The organism is Thalassotalea coralli, assembly GCF_055786205.1.
In genome coordinates this window covers 516,397-537,245 of record NZ_JBVVBK010000003.1, presented here as the reverse complement: position 1 = coordinate 537,245, position 20,849 = coordinate 516,397, and the positions used below count along the sequence as shown (strand labels likewise).

At 42.6% G+C, this 20,849-nt stretch carries 14 protein-coding genes; 1 reads left to right on the top strand and 13 read right to left on the bottom strand.

Annotated features, from left to right (window positions below):
- The 3 genes from ACOB80_RS10600 to ACOB80_RS10590 all read right to left on the bottom strand — a co-directional run bounded on the left by ACOB80_RS10600 (window position 1) and on the right by ACOB80_RS10590 (window position 4,527).
- Window positions 1-2,160: a peptidase domain-containing ABC transporter gene (locus ACOB80_RS10600; RefSeq protein WP_473165792.1), complete on the bottom strand. Its 2,160-nt coding sequence runs from the start codon at window positions 2,158-2,160 to the stop codon at window positions 1-3.
- Between the two features lie 43 nt (window positions 2,161-2,203).
- Window positions 2,204-3,451, bottom strand: coding sequence for an HlyD family secretion protein (locus tag ACOB80_RS10595; protein ID WP_473165791.1), 1,248 nt, complete (start codon window positions 3,449-3,451; stop codon window positions 2,204-2,206).
- 278 nt (window positions 3,452-3,729) lie between these two features.
- The gene (locus ACOB80_RS10590; protein ID WP_473165790.1) at window positions 3,730-4,527 is read right to left on the bottom strand and encodes an SDR family NAD(P)-dependent oxidoreductase; all 798 of its coding nucleotides are present in this window, start codon (window positions 4,525-4,527) and stop codon (window positions 3,730-3,732) included.
- Between the two features lie 211 nt (window positions 4,528-4,738).
- Between ACOB80_RS10590 and phnW the strand changes: the two genes are divergently transcribed.
- The gene (gene phnW / locus ACOB80_RS10585) at window positions 4,739-5,836 is read left to right on the top strand and encodes a 2-aminoethylphosphonate--pyruvate transaminase (RefSeq protein WP_473165789.1); all 1,098 of its coding nucleotides are present in this window, start codon (window positions 4,739-4,741) and stop codon (window positions 5,834-5,836) included.
- 30 nt (window positions 5,837-5,866) lie between these two features.
- Here phnW and ACOB80_RS10580 read toward each other — a convergent pair whose 3' ends face one another.
- The 10 genes from ACOB80_RS10580 to ACOB80_RS10535 all read right to left on the bottom strand — a co-directional run bounded on the left by ACOB80_RS10580 (window position 5,867) and on the right by ACOB80_RS10535 (window position 20,744).
- Window positions 5,867-6,568 carry a UTRA domain-containing protein gene (locus tag ACOB80_RS10580; protein WP_473165788.1) on the bottom strand — a complete coding sequence of 234 codons (702 nt, stop codon included), beginning with the start codon at window positions 6,566-6,568 and terminating at the stop codon, window positions 5,867-5,869.
- Window positions 6,568-7,128, bottom strand: a complete 561-nt coding sequence (locus ACOB80_RS10575) for an HDIG domain-containing metalloprotein (protein WP_473165787.1) — start codon at window positions 7,126-7,128, stop codon at window positions 6,568-6,570. The genes ACOB80_RS10580 and ACOB80_RS10575 overlap by 1 nt, the downstream gene beginning before the upstream one ends.
- Window positions 7,125-8,534, bottom strand: coding sequence for an FAD-dependent oxidoreductase (locus tag ACOB80_RS10570; protein WP_473165786.1), 1,410 nt, complete (start codon window positions 8,532-8,534; stop codon window positions 7,125-7,127). The genes ACOB80_RS10575 and ACOB80_RS10570 overlap by 4 nt, the downstream gene beginning before the upstream one ends.
- A gap of 66 nt (window positions 8,535-8,600) precedes the next feature.
- Complete coding sequence (gene phnX, locus ACOB80_RS10565) at window positions 8,601-9,410, bottom strand: phosphonoacetaldehyde hydrolase (RefSeq protein ID WP_473165785.1); 810 nt, start codon at window positions 9,408-9,410, stop codon at window positions 8,601-8,603.
- A gap of 19 nt (window positions 9,411-9,429) precedes the next feature.
- The gene (locus ACOB80_RS10560) at window positions 9,430-10,776 is read right to left on the bottom strand and encodes a DUF5690 family protein (RefSeq protein ID WP_473165784.1); all 1,347 of its coding nucleotides are present in this window, start codon (window positions 10,774-10,776) and stop codon (window positions 9,430-9,432) included.
- Between the two features lie 100 nt (window positions 10,777-10,876).
- Window positions 10,877-13,714: a TonB-dependent receptor gene (locus ACOB80_RS10555; RefSeq protein WP_473165783.1), complete on the bottom strand. Its 2,838-nt coding sequence runs from the start codon at window positions 13,712-13,714 to the stop codon at window positions 10,877-10,879.
- Window positions 13,715-13,989: 275 nt separating this feature from the next.
- Complete coding sequence (locus ACOB80_RS10550) at window positions 13,990-15,195, bottom strand: trans-sulfuration enzyme family protein (RefSeq protein ID WP_473165782.1); 1,206 nt, start codon at window positions 15,193-15,195, stop codon at window positions 13,990-13,992.
- Window positions 15,182-16,675 carry a Na+/H+ antiporter NhaC family protein gene (locus ACOB80_RS10545; protein WP_473165781.1) on the bottom strand — a complete coding sequence of 498 codons (1,494 nt, stop codon included), beginning with the start codon at window positions 16,673-16,675 and terminating at the stop codon, window positions 15,182-15,184. Before ACOB80_RS10545 ends, ACOB80_RS10550 begins: the two co-directional genes overlap by 14 nt.
- 4 nt (window positions 16,676-16,679) lie before the next feature.
- A complete protein-coding gene (locus ACOB80_RS10540) occupies window positions 16,680-18,701 on the bottom strand; it encodes a glycoside hydrolase family 97 protein (protein WP_473165780.1) in 2,022 nt (673 codons plus the stop codon).
- A gap of 21 nt (window positions 18,702-18,722) precedes the next feature.
- Window positions 18,723-20,744, bottom strand: coding sequence for a hypothetical protein (locus ACOB80_RS10535; protein ID WP_473165779.1), 2,022 nt, complete (start codon window positions 20,742-20,744; stop codon window positions 18,723-18,725).
- Between the last annotated feature and the right edge of the window lie 105 nt (window positions 20,745-20,849).

The following is a 20,849-nucleotide window of genomic DNA, read 5'->3' as shown; positions in this document are numbered from 1 at the left end:
TCATTGGTTCATGCCTGTTGCTTGATTGTATTGAGAAACATCGACTAGCTTACCATCATTTAATGCGATAACTTTATCAGACTTTTCAATGGTTTCTGGTCGGTGTGCGATGACAATTCTGGTCATATTCAGTGCTTTTACTTGGTTGCTAATTTTTTGCTCGTTTGCTTCATCTAAATGACTAGTAGCCTCATCTAACACCAGTATCTTCGGGTCTGTATATAAAGCTCTAGCGAGCAATAAACGTTGTTTTTGCCCACCAGAAAGTGAAGAGCCCATATCGCCAACCAAGGCGTTGTAGCCCATGGTCATATGACATATATCATGGTGAATAGCAGCCAGTTGCGCGCACTTTTCAATTTTTAAAAAATTAGGCTCTGGTGTGAAAAAACTAATGTTATCGGCAATAGATCCCGCAAACAGCACATCGTCTTGCATAACAGCGGCGATAAGCTGGCGATAGTTTTTCAACCCCAGCTGGTGAATATCTTTGCCGTTAAATAGAATTCTGCCACTAGTAGGCTGAATAAGGCCGAGTAGTAGTTTTGCCAAGGTTGTTTTACCGCAGCCAGAGCTTCCCGTAATGGCAATGTTATCGCCAGAATGAAAAGTATAATTGGCGTTGTCGATAATTAGAGGCTGTTCTTCACTGTAACGAAAGCAAACGTTTTTTAAGCGAATTTCGGCGTTTACTATTGAGTCGCTAGAGCACGCCGTAGGTAAAGAGCCTTCTCGGTGCTGCTCTTGTGGGGTAAGAGCAATATCTGCAATGCGGTCTAAATGTAGGCGCATCATTTTAAACTGGATCATTTGCTCAATAAAACTCGCAATACTCTGGGTAAATTGATTTTTGTAGGCAACGAAAGCCAAGACCATGCCGATAGACAAGCTATTTTCTAGCACTAACATAGCAGCTAGGTAGATCACAATTACGTTTTCTAAACCAAACACCACTTTATTGAAGCTGGAGAAGCCAATATTTAGCTTGCCGATGCGAATTTCGGCATTAATGACTTCGGCATAACGATTTTGCCAAATACTTTGCCGCTGAGGTTCGTGACCAAACAATTTAATGGTTTGAATGCCCCTAATGTTTTCGAGAAAGTTACTTTCTTCTTTTGCCGAGTTTTGAATCACTTCTTCAGTGGCTTGGTGCAATGGTGTGTACATGACGAAGCGAACAATGGCGTATAGCGATATTGCTGCTAGCACGCAGAAAGTAAGCTTAACACTGTACATTAGCATCATGGCTAATATGGCAATAGACATTAAGCCATCAACAATTGATTCTACTAATCCCGTTGTTAATCGCTCTCGTATATCTGATAAAGAACCAAAGCGGGAAACAATGTCGCCAACGTGTCGAGTTTCAAAATAGCTCATCGGTAAGCGCAGTAAATGCCACAACAAGTTACCGCCCATCTGCATACTCATGACACTCGATAATCGCAGAACTAACCAGCTACGAGCGACGGTGGTTATCATGGAGATTATGGTAAGTAGCGCGAAGCCTAATGCGAGAACCGTGAGAAGTGCTTGATCATGGCTTACTAATACTTCATCGACTATCCATTGCATATAATATGGGCTGGCTAACGCGAATACTTGTAAAGTTATGGTGAGCAGAAGTAGTTTCAAAAGTGCCGATTTTAAGCCCACTATTTTGGTCCAAAGCTGCGATAGCTTCATGCTCTGTTTTTCGACTTTCTTTTCAAAGCGCTTGGTAGGAGAAAGCTCAAGGGCAATACCGGTAAAGTGCTGACTAAATTCTTCTAGCGATAACACCTTTTTTCCAAAAGCCGGGTCATTGATATGTATTTTGTTTTTAGTGGCTTTGGTTAGGACAACGAAATGGTTCATGTCCCAATGAAGAATGCATGGCGTAGCTAGCTTGGTGACTTCGTCCAGAGGACACTTTAGCGGTCGACTCGACAAACCTAAGCTATCGCCTAGTTCGATAAGGTGTTGTAAATTCATGCCTTTTAAATTGGCTGAAAAGCGTTTTCGCATTGCTGGCATATCCAGCTGATGTCCAAAAAAAGATGCGATCATCGCCATTGATGCTAAACCGCACTCTGCAACTTCTGCTTGCAGAATTAGAGGAACGCGACGACTGCCTGAAAATTCTAAAAGCTGGGTGGAGTTTTCGATAAGGTTCATAATATTTTTCCTTGAAAGCTATTATTAGCAAAGCAGTAAGGTGCTAATTTAGACGACCTTGTAAACTTAAAATCGGATCGAACATCCAGTCGATTAAAGAGCGCTGCTCCAGCATAATATCTGCGGTAAAAAGCATGCCGCTTTTTAAATTGAATTCTCGCCCATACCCTTTAATGGCTTGTTGATCGAGTTTGGCCTGAATTCGATAAACTGGCTCATGAAAGGCAATAGGAAAGTTGACGTCACCTTGATTGATCAGCGTTTTATCTATGCGATTTACCTTACTATTAACAAAGCCAAAACGTTGATGTGGAAACGCATCAAAACGCAGCTTGGCTATATCACCTTGTTCAACAAAGCCTGCAGATCTGGTAGGTAGTAGTAATTCAGCAACTAAAATCGATTCTTTTGGGATTATTGTTAACAGCGGGCGCACGTTATTCAGTGTTTCTCCTTCAACCACTTGAATATCGGTAATCGTGCCTGAATGCGCAGCTACAACCGTGGTACTAAAGTTGTTCATCAATTCTGTTTTTTGGCGTGCTAGGTCTGTTAGCTGCTGTTGTAGTTCTCTTTTCTGGCTTTTGTATTGTTGTGGTAAGTGAGCGTATTTAAAACGTAACCTTAAGAGCTCATCGTGTTGAGTATTAACCGCTTTGGCAAGGATTTGAACTTCTTGTTTTGCGTTGATATGGCGCTCTTGTTGCTGCTGATATTCGAGCACAGAAAGGTGCTTTTTTTGCAGTAGCTTGTCGTATTGAGCTTGTTGTTCCTTGATAAGATTAACTTTCTGTTGAGCAAGATACTGCTGAGCTTTGGATAGTTCGATAGCGTTGTAGATAACCTCTTCCTGCTGGCGAAGCTGTTTAAGTTCTGCTTCCTCTAGCAAAGAAAGTTGTTCAAGCTCTTCTTTGAGCAGTTGTTGCTTTTGTTGCACTGTTTTAAGAAGTTCTTGGCTAAAAACTTGCCCGTTTTCTGTTAACTGTTGGCTGATAATACTCACTAAAGGCGCACCCTTTCTAACGTATTGACCATTTTCTACGAATAACTTTTTAACGGTGCCAGAGCGATTTGAGTAAGCTTTAATGACACCTTTGTCGGGGCGCAAAAAGCCCTGCACGGTTTCTTTTCTAACGTACTGCGCTTGAAACAGGTAGGTTAATACGAGCAGCACAATAATCACTAGCGTTGCCGTAACAACTTTTAATGATAACGGTTGCGCCAATGATATGGTGCCGGTTAATCGTTGTGATTGAGCTTCGAGAGCTTGTTTTCTAAATAATTGAGTCATTTAACGAACTCCTTTCCGTGGATCATGACTTTAGCGCTAGCGCAACTGACGCTGAGTATATTAACTCTAACAAGTGCGGCTGGATTCTAAAGTAAGCGGAATTCGACTGAAGGGGACAATCAACGTAACTATATGAAAGTAAGTTGTTTTTCTTTTTGTTGTATTTTTATTGTGAAAATATTGGGCTTAGCGATAAAATGTTTTCTTGTCGATATAGGCAGAATATAAAACCAAAAAAAGGCCAATTAGGCCCTTTGTTAGTCGTTGGAAGAAAAAGCTTACTTGATTAACTCTTTAATGGCGTCAACTAATTCTCGGCACTTATCTTTATCTAAAGCGTCAGCATGAGGATTGGCAAATTTTCCAGAGTCATTATCAAAATACTTGCCAGAAGCTTCGGAAAATTGCTCGCTAAGGGCTGCTCTATATAAAATATCTGCGCCTATTGCTATATCTCCGCCAGCTATACCATAGGCTTCTTTTACCATTTTACTTCCTAGCAAAGAACCCGGATTAACTGCAACATAGACTTGCTTCGTGTCAGCGTGAAGAAGCGCTAAATGATTGGTCCACATCGTAATCGCCAACTTGCTTTGCGCGTACGCTTCTCCATCCGATAGACGGCTATTGCCAGCCATGGCATATAGATTAACGGGCGCTTGTGCAGCTGATGACAGGTTTACAACACGGGTGTTGTTGTTAAATAGTGCTGATAAAGATTGAGTGAGCAAATACGGCGCAAAGGTGTTAACAACAAAACGAATATCTAATCCAGTTTCTGTTTGTGTATTCGGTGTTTTAAAAACACCAGCATTGTTAATAACCACATCGAGATTATCGTGGTTCGATTTTATGGCTTCAGCCATGCCTTTCACGTCTGACAAATTTGATAAATCAGCTTGATAGGTATGAATTAACTCTCGGTTTTTGCTATTGATTAATTGGTTTTTTAGCTCAGTTAATTTCTGAGGATTTCTTCCATGCAGTAAGAGTAGATGTCCTTTTGTAGACAGAATTTTTGCCGTTTCTAACCCTATTCCATCTGTCGCGCCGGTAAGCAAAATAGTTTTACTCATTGAATGACTCGTTTATCCGAAAAGTATCTGTGTTTGCTTTGAGTCTAGAAGCTGACAAGTAAAGTGCAAAAAATTAACGTTAATAAGCCTTTAATAACGATAATTTTGACAGTTTTATGAAGATTAACGCTTCGCCTTGTTTCACACATGGTTAATTCATACAATCTGGTCTAGACCAGTTTAAAGAGTAATTCTTGGAGAAGTAAAATTCATGGAACACTATAAGTTATTAACCCCAGGACCACTAACCACTTCCGCGACAGTGAAAGAAGCCATGTTAAAAGATTGGTGTACATGGGATGACGACTACAACCTCCACGTGGTGCAAAGTATTCGCCAACGTTTAGTGGCTTTAGCGACTGAGCGTGAAGGTTACAGTAGCGTTTTAATGCAAGGAAGTGGCACAGCCAGTGTTGAATCTGTTCTTGGCAGCGCTATTGGCGATCAACACAAAATTTTGGTGATTAATAATGGTGCATATGGCAAACGCATGGCGGAGATCTGTCAGGTATTATCGCTAAATCATCAGGTGTTAAATTATGCGGAAACGCAATTACCGAACAAAGAAGAGATCTTAGCAACACTTACAGCAGATCAATCGATTACACACTTGGCCATGGTTCACTGTGAAACCACCACAGGTATGTTAAATCCTATTGCTGATGTTGCACAAATCTGCCAACAAACCTCGACTAAATTCATTCTAGATGCCATGTCTAGCTTTGGGGGTATTGAATTTGATATTGGTGAGCTTGATATCGATTTTATGATCAGCTCTGCTAATAAGTGTATTCAAGGTGTTCCCGGTTTTGGTTTTATAATTGGTAAAGTTGAATCGATCCAAGCCTGTGCAGGACAAGCGAAATCTTTGAGCTTAGATTTACATGATCAATGGCAAGTGATGGAAGCAAACCAAGGAAAATGGCGATTTACCTCACCAACTCATGTGGTGAGAGCGTTTGATCAAGCGTTACAAGAGCTTGAACATGAAGGCGGCATAAGTGCGAGAGCTGCACGTTACCAGCAAAATCAATTAATGCTCACCATAGGAATGCGAGAGTTAGGGTTTAAACCTTTGTTAGATGCACATTTGCACTCACCAATTATTACTTCTTTCTATTCGCCAGATGCACGCGACTATCAATTTGTTGAGTTTTATCAACGGTTAAAGGAACAAGGGTTTGTTATATATCCTGGTAAAGTCTCTACCGCAGATTGTTTCAGAATTGGCAATATCGGTGAGATTTACCCAGAAGATATCGATAGATTACTGTCGGCTATTGCTAGTGCGAAATATTGGGAGCAGTAGGGGTTAAGTAAAAGTGTTGAAAGTAGCTAATTAACTACTTTCAACATGTATTTCGATGGCGCCATGTACCCAATACTCTAGGTTGTAATCAACAAGTTGTTGGTTGGTATTGAAACGTAGTCTAACAATCTTTAGGCATGAAGCGCCGCTGTTTAAATGTAGGGTGTCAGCAATATTTTCTGGTACGGCTGTTACGTATATTTGGCTACGTTCATGGGTTACGTCTACACCGTAATCTTGCTGAAAAATTGTGGTTATCGAGCCTTCTAAAGGCTTTTCAACTAGCCCTGAGAATTGTTCTGCACGACAATAAATCTCCTCTACCATGACTGGCCGTTCATCAAGAGAACGAACACGCTTAATGCTGTGGTAGTTTTGAGTATCTTGTGCGTTAAAGGCCAAGTTTATTTCTTTGTTTACCTTGCCCTCAGCTATTGTCTCGAAGGAAATCAACTGAGTAAGTGCCGAGAAATTTTGCTCTTGCGCTAATTGATAAAAATTGACTTTTTTTACCGGATCCCAACGTAAACGTGGTGGACAGATGAACCAGCCTTTGCGTTTTTGACGATAAATAATGCCTTCTGCTTCTAAGCGCACCAAGGCCTCGCGCACGGTAATACGGGTCGATTGAAATTTGTCTTGTAGCTCTCGTTCCGAAGGTAGTTTTTTTAGAGCAGGTTGCTGATCAATCAGCGCAAATAAATACTGTCTAATTTCTTGATAAAGCATCATTAGTTTTGTTGTTCTCCAAGAACAGATTCTACATAAGGTAGCCAATAGCTAATAGAACCGCTAACTTTTTCTGTTGGTTTGCCTAGATCGTCAAACTGTCTCAATGCTACAGCGTCTTTAAAGTAAGGCTGTGACTCAAAGTTTGCTTGTTCACGCTTTGTCATTACGCCACCTTGTTGCGCGAGTGTATTAGCGCTTGCACTTGAAAGTGCCTTACTCAATTGTCTCTGGCTGGCCAAGTATCTTTTCGCCTGAACATGATAGCGAATTGGTAAATAAACGCTAGCAGGAAAACCTTGTTGCTCGAGCCAGTTAGCACCAATTTCAGCGTGCTCGAAATGACCAAATTCATCAAACCCCGGAGTATCATCCCGATCGGCGATAAAGTGGCCAATATCGTGAAGTAAAGCTGCAACAATGAGTGCTGAGCTCGCCTGTTGTTGTTTAGCATGCCAGGCACAACTGATTGCGTGAATGGTTTGGTTACACTCTTCTTGATAGTGTTTATGGCCATATTGGGCGAAAAGCTGCTGTATGGCCTGAATACTTACGTGGGTCATTTATCTGATTTTCCTGCGGCAGCGGCGAATTTAGCCAATTGAATGTCGAGCCAATTGGGCGACTTGTTACCATCTTCCGCATTTTCCTTGCGATTTACCGCGTGCTTGACGATATTAGCACCTATGTAGCGAATAGGCTCAGGTGGAAACCTACCTAATGGCCCTTTTGCTAATGGGGAACGCGTCCATGCGTTGTCGATGTTTAGGGCAAGGCTGGCGAGGATCTCGCCGCCTAAGAAGCTTTGAACAACGCCATTGCCGGAGTAGCCTAAGCCGTAACTAACATTTTCTTGGTTTGCTAAAGTGCCAAAAAACGGTAATCCTGTTACTGAACGATCAGAGGCTCCAGTCCAGCTAGGTTCGAAAGCGCTATCATCATTCGGTAACGAAGGGAAAAAGTCGCTGAAGCTTGCTTTGAGTTTCTGCTCGACACTACTCGGCTGATTAAACGCAGGTAACACCTTGTTAGCGAAAGCAAACAAATTGCCGCCCTTGCCTAACATTAATCGGCCATCTTTGGTTGTGCGATAGTAATGAACAAAAATTCTCGAATCTGCAATAGCTTTGCCGTGTGCTAAGCCTATGTTTTTAAGTTGCTCAGGCATGGGCTTAGTGATCAACATATCTGACGATACCAGCACATAATGTCGATTAAACCAAGGTAAATGCTTTCCTGTCCATGCATTAATAGCAAAGACCAGCTTCTTTGCGGTAATAGCGCCAGTAGCTGTGTTGATTGAGCACTGCTGACCCGATTTGTAGTCGAGCAATGCAGTATTTTCAAAGATTTTTACCCCGAGTGATAACGCGACTTGCTTTAAGCCAAGCACTAACTTTCCTGGGTGCAAGCTACCCGCTGCGTCGGTTGTAATGGCGGCAAGTGTTTTTTCAGTGCCAGATAATGTGACCCCATCAGTTTTCGACATAGATTGCCAGCGGTTGATATCGTGCGAGTTGAGCAAATCGAGTGGCTGTGATAACTGCTGTTTTTGTGCTTCATTCGTGGCTGAATAGATAGCACCATCAGTACGAACTTCTGCGTCAATACTGTGTTTGCGGCAAAAGGCATCGATATCGAAAACAGCCTGCTCTGACGCTTTCACTAATCGAATCGCTTCATCTTCACCGAATAAGCGCAACAGGGTTGAAAACTTGGTGGCGAAGGTTAACATGCAGCCACCATTTCTGCCTGAAGCGCCTTGACCACATCGACCTTTTTCTAAAATAACCACCTGACAATCAGGCTGTTTTTGTTTGATCTTTATTGCTGTCCACAAACCGGTGTATCCGCCACCTACGATACAAATATCGGCTTTTTGTTGCCCTATAAGGGGAGCGCATAATGTGTCTTGGGTGGACGCTATTGCGTCGCGAAACCAAAAAGGCTGATGGTGTTCCGTCGTCATATCTATACTTTTGCTTTGCGTTTATATATGTTTTTTAACCTTAGATCCTAAGTTAAAGGACTTAATCTAAGGCCTTAAACCTCGGGCACGATTCGCCATTATTTCTTGGATCACAGGTATCGCTTGTTCGAGTGAGTCAACAACATAATGGGCACCCGCTTGATATAGCTCTGAGTACGCTTGTTGTTTTAGCTGAGACTGTTGTTCTGGTGTTAATGCAAGCCATTCTGGCTCGGTTAAGCCGATAGCGTTTCCAGTTACCGCTAAGCCAATAGTCCACATGCCTGCTGTCAGTCCTTCAGTGATACCTGGCGCTGAATCATCTAACTTAATGCAGTTAGCAACATCCTTAACGGCAAGCTTTTGTACATTTTCTAGTGCCATCCAAGGGCCCGGTCTTGAACCTGCGCTAAGATCGTCACTCGCGACCCAACAGTCAGGCGAATAGCCTTGTGCTTCCGCTGCAGGTACTAGTTTTTCCATCACTTCTCGAGGGTAACCCGAGCAAGAGCCGACTTTAATGTGTTGGTCGCGTAACCAACTAATACAAGATAACGCACCTTTGATTGGCGTAGCGTGGGCTTCTACTTTGGCTATCTGCAGTGGCATGAAGGTACGATAGATTTCATCTACCGTTTCGTCTGTCATCGGCGCGCCAAACTTCGCTGTCCAGCGCTCATTGATTTGGGGTAGTTGCCCTAAGGTTTTGATGTGATCCCATTTACCCATACCCATTGGAATACGTGCCTCGGCTAGGCTAATGTCGAAATCGTAAGCCTGTTTAAATGCTTCAACAAAAATGGTGGTAGGCGCGACTGAGCCAAAGTCGACGACTGTGCCAGCCCAATCTAATACTACTGCTTCAATTTTATTCATAATGTCCTCGTTGAAAAAGCTAGGGGGTTTTGGCTTGTTGCCACGATAGCGTATCTGTTTTTGCGACATTGCTCGGTTCGGGAGATGCGTGCCGACCAAGTACTAAACGCACAGTAAAATAAGCCATAGAGGCAATAACCAAAGCACCCCCTAAAAAAGCCACCAGGTAACAAAGCTGAATAAAAAAGGTGAGCCAACTGATGTCTGGTGATGCGAAAGTGCGATATAGCAGCATGCTAACGCTACCTAGGTAGCCAGCGGAGTCTGCTAAATAGATTAGGAAGCCGGCGTTGGCAGTAGAGCCAACAGCGGAGATCATGCGATCAAATAAAAAACAGTTATAAGGGATATAGGCAATGTAAAGGCCGGCACCTAGCCAAACCATCCATGCTTTACCACCCCACCAAGCTTGTTCAAAGCCATAGGTAGCAACAGCCATCAGCGCACAACCGAGTAAAATAAAGCCATGATTGGCGAGAAAAGCAGCGGTGTTGTTTTTTATCATCACCATGGCTGCAAGCACCACTAAAACAAGCGCTGCGATGCGAATTCCGGCGTAGGCAAAAATTGCTGGCTCTTCACCATGACCAAGGGCTTGCCAGATTTCTGCGGAGAAGTTGTCTCTAAAGTCCCTTAATCCAGTGAATAACAAAAAGCTCGTAATTAACAGTAAAATACCCGGTGCAAAGCGCATAAAAAAAGCCATGCGTTGTTTAGCATTCATAGGGGCTCTAGGCTGGCGAGCTAGTTTGTCACTCGGTTTAGGTGGTGGTGTTTGCGCTAAAAAATAAACCGATAAAAACAGTGGAATGGTAAAAATTGCGCCGGTGGCCGCTGGCATCCAAAATTCCGATATTTGCCAATCTAATAGTAACCACTGCCCTACTGTTCTTACTAAACCAGAAGCAACGATAAAGGTAACGCTCAAGAACGCGCCTAATATTTCGGAGGTTTTTCGACCCTCAAGAAAGCTAAATACTATGCCCCAAATCATGCCCAGTGGTAGGCCATTTAACAGCATCATTAAAGGTTTATATTGCTCGGGCACGAGAGCGAATAAAACCAAAGCTACTTGAGCTGCCATCACTAGTGATAGAAGCACTAATGCGCGTCTATTTGCGGTGAGCTCTGAAACTACTTTGATGCCAATAAATTTAGACAGTAGATAGCCAATGACCTGAGCCAGCACCAAGGCTACTTTAAAGTCGAGGAAATCAAGAAAACTATCGATTTGTTCGAATTTTCCAACTGAGAAAGGTTTGCGAAAAGCATACATACAGAAGTAGGTCATAAATGCCGCCGAAGAAGCATAAACAACAAACAAAACGGAATGGCAACGGTTAAGGTATTGCTGAATCGCCGACATTTATCACCTACCTAAAAACTACATTTTTATCTAGTGTTAGTAACTAGATCGAACTTAGAAAATAAAGTGGGAAGGATAGCCTTCCCACTTGACGCTTTAATTAAAAGAAGTCGTACTTAAAGCCGATTTGCCCGCGAATACCGTAGTATTCGATTTGATTAGGGCGATCTTCTGAGCCGGTGTAATACTGTAGTGGTTCGTCAGTTAAGTTGTTTAGCTCTAAGTAGATCATGGCGTTGTCGTTAATGTAGTATGACGCTGTCATATCGACACTGGTGTAGTCGCCGTAGTAGGTGTCTAACATTGCGCTAGTGCCGTGATGATCTTCGATGTAATCGCCTTTATGGTTTACTGCGATTCGAGCAGCAAAGTTACCGTCATCGTAGTAAAGAGCGAAGTTGTAAAGCTCATCTGCTTGGCGAGAAATGTTCACCTTGTCTTCACGACCAGGGATATCCATTTCTGAATCCATCAGCGTTAAGTTAAAGCTTGCGCCAAAGTTATCTAATGATGGGGCGATAAAGCCTAAACTTGAGTTAGCGGTAAACTCCACGCCATGCAACCAAGCATCATCACCATTTAATGGGCTTTTCACCGTAACTGATTGGTCTCGGTAAGTGCCTTGATAAGTTTGTGAAAATACAGGATCGATTATTTGCTTATAGAAGTAACCAACCGAGATAATGCCTGCGTCATCAAAGAAGTGCTCGTACATTAAATCGAAGTTATTGCTATACGTAGGATCTAGTTCTGGGTTTCCTGATCTTAGTTGGTTCTCCATTTCCAAGTAAGTAGCACCTGGCGATAGTTGGCCAAAGTCTGGGCGAGCAAATGTGCGCGTTAAGGCTAAGCGTACATTGGTCATGTCATCTTGATGATAAGTAACGTGTAGAGACGGTAATACTGACCAATAGTCTTTACCGCCATTTGCAGGCTCAACGCTGGTGCCTTCGTCGTTTTCAACAGCAACGTAACCATAGACATCCGTTTTGGTTTGGGTTGCACGAACACCACCAAGTACCGTCCATTTGTTTGACGGCTGGTAAGTTGCCATACCGTAGAAAGAGGTGTGCTTTTCTTCTAAGTCGAAGTTACGGCTCAAACCACCGCCATTGCCGACATACTCTGAATCGTCAGGTAAAAACTCTAGCTTGTGTTTGTTAGTGTCCCACCAACGTTTTAAATCGTTAACCGGGATCACTTGGCTAAAATGCTGGCTGTAATCAATGGCAAAATTATTTAAGTAATCGTTGCGACCTGGCTGGTCTACTAAGCTAACGCCAAGATCTTGTGCTACTTGTGCCAACGTAGGTGTTGGACCGTATTCTTCTTCATTCCAACCATAGAACTTGTCGTAGAAGCTAGCATTACGCTCTTTGTCGCGGTATTTAAAGCCTGCTTTTAATTCTAACTGTTCTGAATATGCGTGAGTTACGTCAAACTGTGCAACGATCTTGTCGCGTTCTTTAATATCGATGCCGTATAACTCAACATCTGCTAAAACGGCTTGGTTTGGATCCATTACCCAATCATTTGGTAGATGCATACCAATTTCACGTGCCGGATCGGTACCGCCATCGACTGTGTTGTAAACGAGCTTAGTGCCTTGATCTTCGCCATCTCGATCGCCCACTTGCTCATCAAAATCAACGCTTTGCTTAAACTTAACGACGTAGTAAGCATTATCTTCACCGTTAGGAATATCACCATATTCGAATTGGTTGACGTAAGTACTTACTTTCCATTCCATTCTTGTATTGAAGTTAAAGTCATACTCACCGCCAAACTCAAAGCCTTTCATTTCGGTGATCAGTTCATCGTAAATGTGCTGCAGTTCAACACGGCCTTTGTTGTAACGTACACGGTGTTTGTAATGAGTTTCTTCATCAGACAAAGTACCGTACATGGCTTTTGCGTAAACTAAACCGTGATCAAGTAAATACTCCCCTGCTAGGTTTAAGCCGTAAGTTGTGCGCGTTCCTGTGTAATCGCGAAGTTCTAAACGATGAACACCAGCGTAACCTTCGTCATCTATAGCACGGCGTGGCTCGTAGTTATCGGTGGCCCAACCGCGTTCCCACGCTGATGCGTTAATTAAAAAGCCAAACTTATTATCTGCTGAACGATCACCATAAAGCACATTGAATGAATAGCTACCATCTTCGGCAAGCTCAGAGTCACCTACGCCAACATTTACTGAAAAAACACGCTCATCTGGTGCTCTGCGCGTGATAAAGTTAATGTTACCACCGATTGCATCGCCTTCCATGTCAGGGGTAATAGCTTTCGATACTTCTACTAGCTCGATCATGTCTGTTGGAAAGAAATCGAAAGCAACGGCACGGCTGGTAGTTTCTTCTTCAGCTGTTGGTAGACGATCGCCGTTCATCGATGTTGAATTCCATTGTGACGGTAAACCACGAACAGCAACAAAACGCCCTTCACCTTGGTCACGTTCAATAGAAACACCTGGCATACGTTGTACAGCTTCCGCTGCGTTACGGTCAGGTAATTTACCAATACCATCGGCAGAAAGAACGTTTTTGATGTTGTCTGATTCTTTTTGCATGTTGCTTGCCATCATGGCACCGCGACGCATGTAACCAACAGCAACGACTTCTTCCATGGCTTGGTTAGTATTTAAAGTAAACGTACCAAGATTTACCACTTGGTTGTCGACAACGTTTATGTCAAATTCTTTACTTGGGTAGCCAACGTATTCTACTTTAATCGTGTGCTTGCCAGCAGGTAGACGAGCTAAGTTGAATTGACCTTGATAATCTGACGATGTTTGTGCTTTTGTACCAATGACTGAAACTTTGGCACCAGATAACACACCAGACGCGTCTGATACTACACCTGTTACTGAGCCATCAGCCATGGTATAAAAACTTGTCATTGCAAGAATACCAGCAGCGATAGGAGTGAGTTTATTCATATTATCCTCAAGCTAAATGTTATTGTTTTCTGGTCTAGACCAGATTGATTGAGGAGTATTCTAGGCAGGCTTTATGACACAAATATGTCACAAATTTTAAACTGGTGTTAACCAGCTGGAAAGAAAACGAGGCGAATTAAGATATACTCTGGCCTGAGAGCCAATTGAAAATTTTATGAAAAAATGAAAATAGAAGTTCAGTAAAAATCTTTGATATTGACGGCAACGTTAGGAAAATTGCCGTCAAATGTAGAAAAAATGGATGACGCCCATTTTTAGGCAATAAGTGAAAGTGAATTGTCGAGATCGCGCTGTAAATCATCAGCATCTTCCAATCCGATGGAAATTCGAATGTTTCCTAACGAAATCCCCATCTTTTCAAATTGTTCAGGACTTTGCTCTTTTAAACCACTTATCGCAGGCGCATAAACCAAACTTTCATGACCGCCCCAGCTCACGCCAATCTGAAACAGATTTAATCGGTTAAAAAACGCTTTTATTTGCTCTATATCTTGCGTGACCAGTTGAAAGCTTAATAAGCCGGAACAACCTGAGAGTTGCTTCTGAGCGAGTTGGTGCTGAGGGTTAGAGGTCAGCCCCGGATAATAGACGTGTTGCACTTTAGGGTGTTGTTCTAAAAAGCTTGCAATCTGCATTGCACTCTCTTGGTGTCTTGCCATGCGCAAGTGCAGTGTTCGCAGCGACCTCAGTAGCAACCAAGCTTCGATGGGCGCCATTTTGGCGCCAATTAACTCATATTCTTTACTGTGAATCGCATTAATCACTGCTTCGTTACCAATGAGCAGCCCTGCGACAATATCGCTATGACCACCTAAATACTTTGAACAAGAATGAATCTCCAGATCTATGCCCATGGTTAGCGGCTTTTGGAAAACAGGCGTTGCCCAAGTATTATCGAGTGCTGTGGCGATGTTTTTTGATTTAGCAAAATCAGCAATTGCTGCGATATCTTGTAGGGTAAATACCACAGAAGTCGGACTTTCTAAGTAAATAAGTTGAGTATTTTCTTTAGTCGCTTGTCTAATTTCTTCCAGACAGGTCCCTGACACATAGCTAACTTCGATGTTCATTTTGGGGATCAAAAAGTCATTGATAAAGCTAATTGCAGGTCCATAGGCATTTTTTAAGGTAATAATATGGTCGCCAGCCTTTAAAAAGTGAAGCATAGCAGCTGATACAGCGGCCATGCCTGACGCTAACAGTTTGGCTTTTTCTCCGCCTGCTAATTGCGCCAGTTTTTGCTCGACCAGCGCAACTGTAGGGTTTTTCCCGCGAGTATAGATGGCATTGTCTATCTTATTATCAAAGGCTTTCTCTATATCTTGCCAAGAGTCGAAAGTAAATAATGAATTTTGATATATAGCGGGCACAACTGGGCTGTAAGGGTCTTTACCTTCTTCCTGCTCTCGAATTAAGAGTGTGTCTTGGTGCAAATCCTGCTGCGGGTTAAACTTGCTCATTAAATGCTGATTTCCTATGAAGTGTTTTCTCGTTGAACCAACCAATGCCTAATTGGGCAAAGACCAGTGCGAGTAATATGTTAATGAGGGACAACAGTTGCCATGGTCCGTAGTCGAAAACCGACACGCCAAGTGTCGCGTAAATGAAGACTGCTGTGGTACTCCATGGCACTAAGCTTTCTATCATGGTGCCGGTATCTTCTAATGAGCGCGAAAGCACTTTTCTCGGTAAACCTAGTTCGTCATATTTTCTTGAAAAAGCTTCGCCAGTAAAAAAGCTATTGGCATACTGACTTGACGTTAAGGCATTGGTTATAGCTGATGAAAAAAGTGTGGCAGTAACCAGAGTCGATTTACTGTGGACGTGCTTCAATATGCTTTCTATAGCTGTTGGAATCGCATTCACTGTATCTAGAGCACCTACGTAAACAAACACCAGTAACGTAATGGTTATTGGGCCAATAAGCGCATATAAACCCCCTCGGTTTAGCAAATTACTGACGCTTTCTGAGATAGAAACCTGCGCTTGGCTAGCACCGAGTAAATCTACATGAAAACCATGATGAAGAGTGGTCACTATGTCATTAAAAGAAATGCCTTGAAAAGCTATAGCGAGCAAACACGCGGTTGTTGTTGAAACAATGAGCATAGGGAGTGCTGCAATGCCTTTGTATGCGCCAATTAGCACGACTACAGGCGGGAGGAGTAACAGCCAGTGAAAGTTAAAAAGTTCTGCTAGAGCGTGCTTTGTTTCAACTAGGTTATTGGCTTCTTGTAGGTTTAAATTTGAAGCGCTTAAGGTAAAGAAATCGAGAAAAATAAAGCCGATAGCAGCTAAAAAGGCGCTTGGCAATGTCGTCACTAATAAAGAGTGAATATGATCTTTTAGAGGAACATCAACCGCGATAGCGGCAATATTTGTTGTATCAGACAGCGGTGACAATTTATCACCGAAATACGCACCACCTACAATAGCCCCTGCTGTTATCGCTGGATCTGCGCCCATCAAGGTCGCACTAGTAAATAGGACTAAGCCGACGGTAGCAATTGAGCCCCACGAAGTACCTGTACATAGAGAAAAAAAGATAGGCACAACAAAAGCTGAAATATAAAGGTGCTCTGGCGATAACCATGCCAAGCCGTAATAAACTAACATGGGAATAGTGCCGCTGATCATCCAACTAGCGATGATCAAGCCGATGGCAAATAGAATAAACAATGTTGGTAGGGCTTTGCTGATACGCGACATGATAGCTCGTTCAATGTTTTGCCAGCTTATGCCTTGAATAACTAAATAACTGATGGCCAATGTCGCAGAAAACAAAAACACAATTTCTAACGACCAGGCCTCTTGTGAAAAAGCCAATGGTCTCACGATTAATCCATAGGTAACCATGAGTAAAATGATGCTAATACATAGCAAGCATTTACTTAATGGTAATCTAGGTTGTTGTGTCATGTTTTCTGCGTTGTTTGTCATGTTGTTATTTTTTGGGGTTAGGATTTGGAGTTAAAATGCCAACCCAACCACCGTTTTCAGCCAAGGTAATAGTTAATGGCTGTTTGCTATTTATCGCCTTGAGCATATGTGTGGTATCGCTTGCAAAGTTGTTGGCATTTACACCGTCTGCTAAAACACTCAATTGATATTTCTTTTGCTTTAAGAAGCTCAGGTCTATCGTTAATTGGCGCTGGTTGGCATTGTTCATCGCACCAATATACCATGTTTCACCTAGTCGTCTTGCCATGACAATATGTTCGCCCAAACGCGCTGATATCACTTGTGTTTCGTCCCAAACCGTTGGAATTTTACTGATAAATTCTGTTGTCAGTGGCGCGCTTCTATACTGTGAAGGACTGTCAGCGAGCATTTGTAATGGACTTTCATAGATGACATACATCGCCACTTGATGAGCGCGGGTGGTTTGACTCATTGGGCGCTCAAAAGAAATGTGGAAGTTCTTCGGTTGCATGTTGGTGATAGCGCCCGGCGTGTAATCCATTGGACCTGCCAACATGCGAATAAATGGAATCGTTAGGTTATGTTCACTGGTAATATAGTCAGCCCATTTATTGTGCTCTAACCCTCGTACACCTTCTCGGGTAATAACATTAGGATAAGTGCGTCTTAACCCCGCTGGTTTGTATGAACCATGGAAATTGACCAGCAGCTTGTGCTTCGCTGCAACTTTAGCAACACGCCAGTAGTAGTCGACCATGGTTTGATCGTCGCGCTGCATAAAGTCTACTTTAATGCCTACTGCACCCCACTTTGCATAGGTCGCTAATGCTTGTTCAAGTTTCTGATCTAAGGTTTCCCATATCACCCACAGAATAACGCCGACACCTTTTTCCTTGCCGTAATCGATTATCTTACGGACATCAATATCAGGAGCTATATCGAGTACGTCACCCAAGGTGTACCAACCTTCATCTAAAATAACGTACTCAATGTTATTTTCTGCTGCAAAATCAATGTAATGTAGGTAAGTTTCAGTATTGATTCCTGCTTTGAAGTCAACACCATAAAGGTTGTTAGCATTCCACCAATCCCAAGCAACTTTGCCGGGCTTTATCCAACTGGTATCAGCTATTGCTACCGGTTCAGCCAAAATAAAACTTAGCTGATTAGTTAGTAATTCGGCATCTTGACGACTGACTGCAAAAATTCGCCATGGAAACGTTCGGTTTGCTGAGTCGCCTTGGTAGCGAGCTAAATAGTGTGCGCGACGGTCGATGATTTCGTTGCGATCGGATTTTGCTTTAAGTTGGCTTTTTAACACAAACTTTGGCAGCGTACCTTGTAAGGTGTTTTGGCTTGAGCCGGTTAACCAAAGCCCCGGGTAGCTTTGTAAATCTGTTTCAGTAAATACCAGTTTTTTGCTACCTGTATCGATAAGCAAAGGCAAGCTTGCCAATTGTTCTTTGTTTATATCTTGCAGATTTAACGGCAAGTAACTGCGCTCATTGTGAGAAATAAAGCCCTTTTCTTGCGGGTACAAGGTTTGGTAGTTTCCGGCAAAATTTAGAGATACTAGCTCGTCATTAACGTGTAATTCGTCTAATCCTGAGGTGATAAAACGGTAAGCAACACCGTTGTTGAACGCTCTAAAAGCGATACTAATGTGCTCGCCATAAGTTAAAACCAGCTCATTGTAATGCTCTATGACCTTTTCAGACTTTTGCTTTACCGCTGGAAAAATGGTGCTGTTTTTCTCATGGTAAGTTGTTGAAATACGTTTGCTATCGTTAAAAAGCTTTAAAGACTCCTGCGTATTAAGGGCCGCCTGAGCACGGCTAATCGTGAGCTTGCCGTCAATATAGAGGGAGTATAAAACTTGGGTTTGCGAGTGTTGGTTTTTGGTTAGCTCAATACTAAGTGCTAACTTCTCGTCTGGAGACTTTAGAGAGTAAGCCCCCAGTGCTTGAGTATTGCTCGCTTTTGCGGTGCTAGTTAAACAAGCCAGCACCATAAATGTAAATATTGCTCGTATCAATGATTTCATTTGTGGTCTCTACCAATTCGATTAAAGAGTTATCGACATTGGCTTATCGCCACGCCAAGGAAAACGGCTTTGTTCTCCGTTTTCATCGGTCACCAAAATAGTGAAAGACGTTTTATCTTCGTTGCGCTGTACACATAAATCAAAGCGATTACTAAAGGCTCTAATTTTATTTAAACACATCTTGTCCCAACTACTTGGCAGGTAAGGCGCAACATCAAATCGATTGAAGCCTGTTGGCTCGATACCAAAAATCCCTTCAGTAACAACGCGCGCATATAAAGCACTTTCAGCAGACAAATGACGTTGATTTCCTTCTGGCCACGCTTCAACCGCATATGGGACATGATCCCCTAACAATCGTTTACGAGAGTAGTATTTGAAGTAACGCATCGCGGTATCCGTTTCTTGCGCAGCAAAAATACCTCTAAAGGCGTACAAGGTCGCTCTGTCCCAAAAGGTTTTATTGCCAGCCTCGGTGTAGATACCGTTTTCATTCCAAAGATGAGGTGATAAAAGAGCGTCAAGCGTACCTTGTTTGTGCTTGAATACGCCCATAGTAAATGGTAGCGCTATCCAAGCTCTAAGCTTGTCATTACCTTCATAATATCTATAGGTATCAAAACCTTGAACATTCGCTGCAAAGTATTTGTCGATATTGTTCAATAGCGTTTTTGCTTGTTTCTGATATTTTGTCGCGATGGCGTCGCGGCCCAGTTCACGGTTTAAATGGGCTGATGAAATTAAACCACCATAAGCGAGCATATTAGTACTTAAATTGTAGTCACCTGCAGGAAATCTCCCTTCAAGTTCATCACTATCAGAGGCAATTACGCCCTGATCAGACAATTTATTTAGGCTAAACTCCAAGCACCAGTCGATCAGTGGCAACAGCTCTGTCGCTTGTTTTTCATCGCCATAAGCTAAAGCAAAGCGGCTTGCACCGTAGGCGATCATAGCGCAATCGCCTCTATCGCCTGCGCCATTCCAGTAATCGATACCTTCGGCAATGATGGAAGATGGGATTGGCTCAAATTTGTCGTTCATGTAACGGGCAAAGTGTTCAAAGCTGTTAATAGCAGATTCGTTACCATTGTCATTGCCAAGGAATGGGAAAAATGGGTTGATATATTCAGCTTGGTCATTTGCCCAGATAGCCGCGTAATAACGCCCTCCGCCGGGACCGTGCATTAAGCCGCCTTTAGTTCTAAAGATGCTTTCTGTACCGCGCAATTTAGCAAAATCAAACATTTGATTAAGCACAGGGTCTGGAGTTTCTAGTTGTAAGTCTTGTTGAAGGCTTTGAACAAACGCTTGGCGATTAGCGATTTCTTGTTCACCATTTAACTGCACCTTTTGCCCTTGCTTTATTGCAGAAAAAGTAACGAAGAAGTCGATTTGAGCATTTGGTGCTAATTGAGTACTGCCAATTGACTGGCTTTGTGCGCTAATGGTGTAACTACCATAGACACCCTGCTCTTTATCTGTTTTATAACGATAATTATTTGGCAAGAATTCGACTTGTTTTCCCTTGTTACTAGTATTGTGTAGTCGGTAACGCTCTATCATTGCTGGTTCAGTTGTACTTGGCGATAAGGTGCGCGTAAGGACAATTCCATCACCTAAATTCGTGGTAAGGCTTAATGTGCCATCAATGCTAGCTTTGGTGAGCTTTTCTTTGGTTACTATCTTTCCGTCGATTTTGATAACTGGTGCAACGTCTAGCGGAAATTCGTGAATTAAGCTGGCATGGGTATCATTAGGAATGGTACGTAGCATAGGCCATACTAGTTTGCGGTTTAACGTTAAATTACCGTGCTCATCATTACCATAGTAAATAATAGTGGAGATTTGTTCGCCACTCATCTCAATGTGATCTTGATGCTGATCATTAACTTGCCAAGTAATAGCGTTGCCATTCTTCTGCCACCGGTTTTCTAGTTGGTTGGCTAAATCATCTAGCGAACTATTTGATGCATAGCTAGTGGCGGTAAGCCCTAAGCACAGAGAAATAATGGTTTTTTTAAAGTGAGAACGAGTAAACACGGCGTCTCCAATAGTTTATAGGTTGTACGTTAATGACAGACATTTAAGCACTGAAATCACGTACAATGATTCCTGTATTTGAAGAAATGAATGCCAAAAAATAAC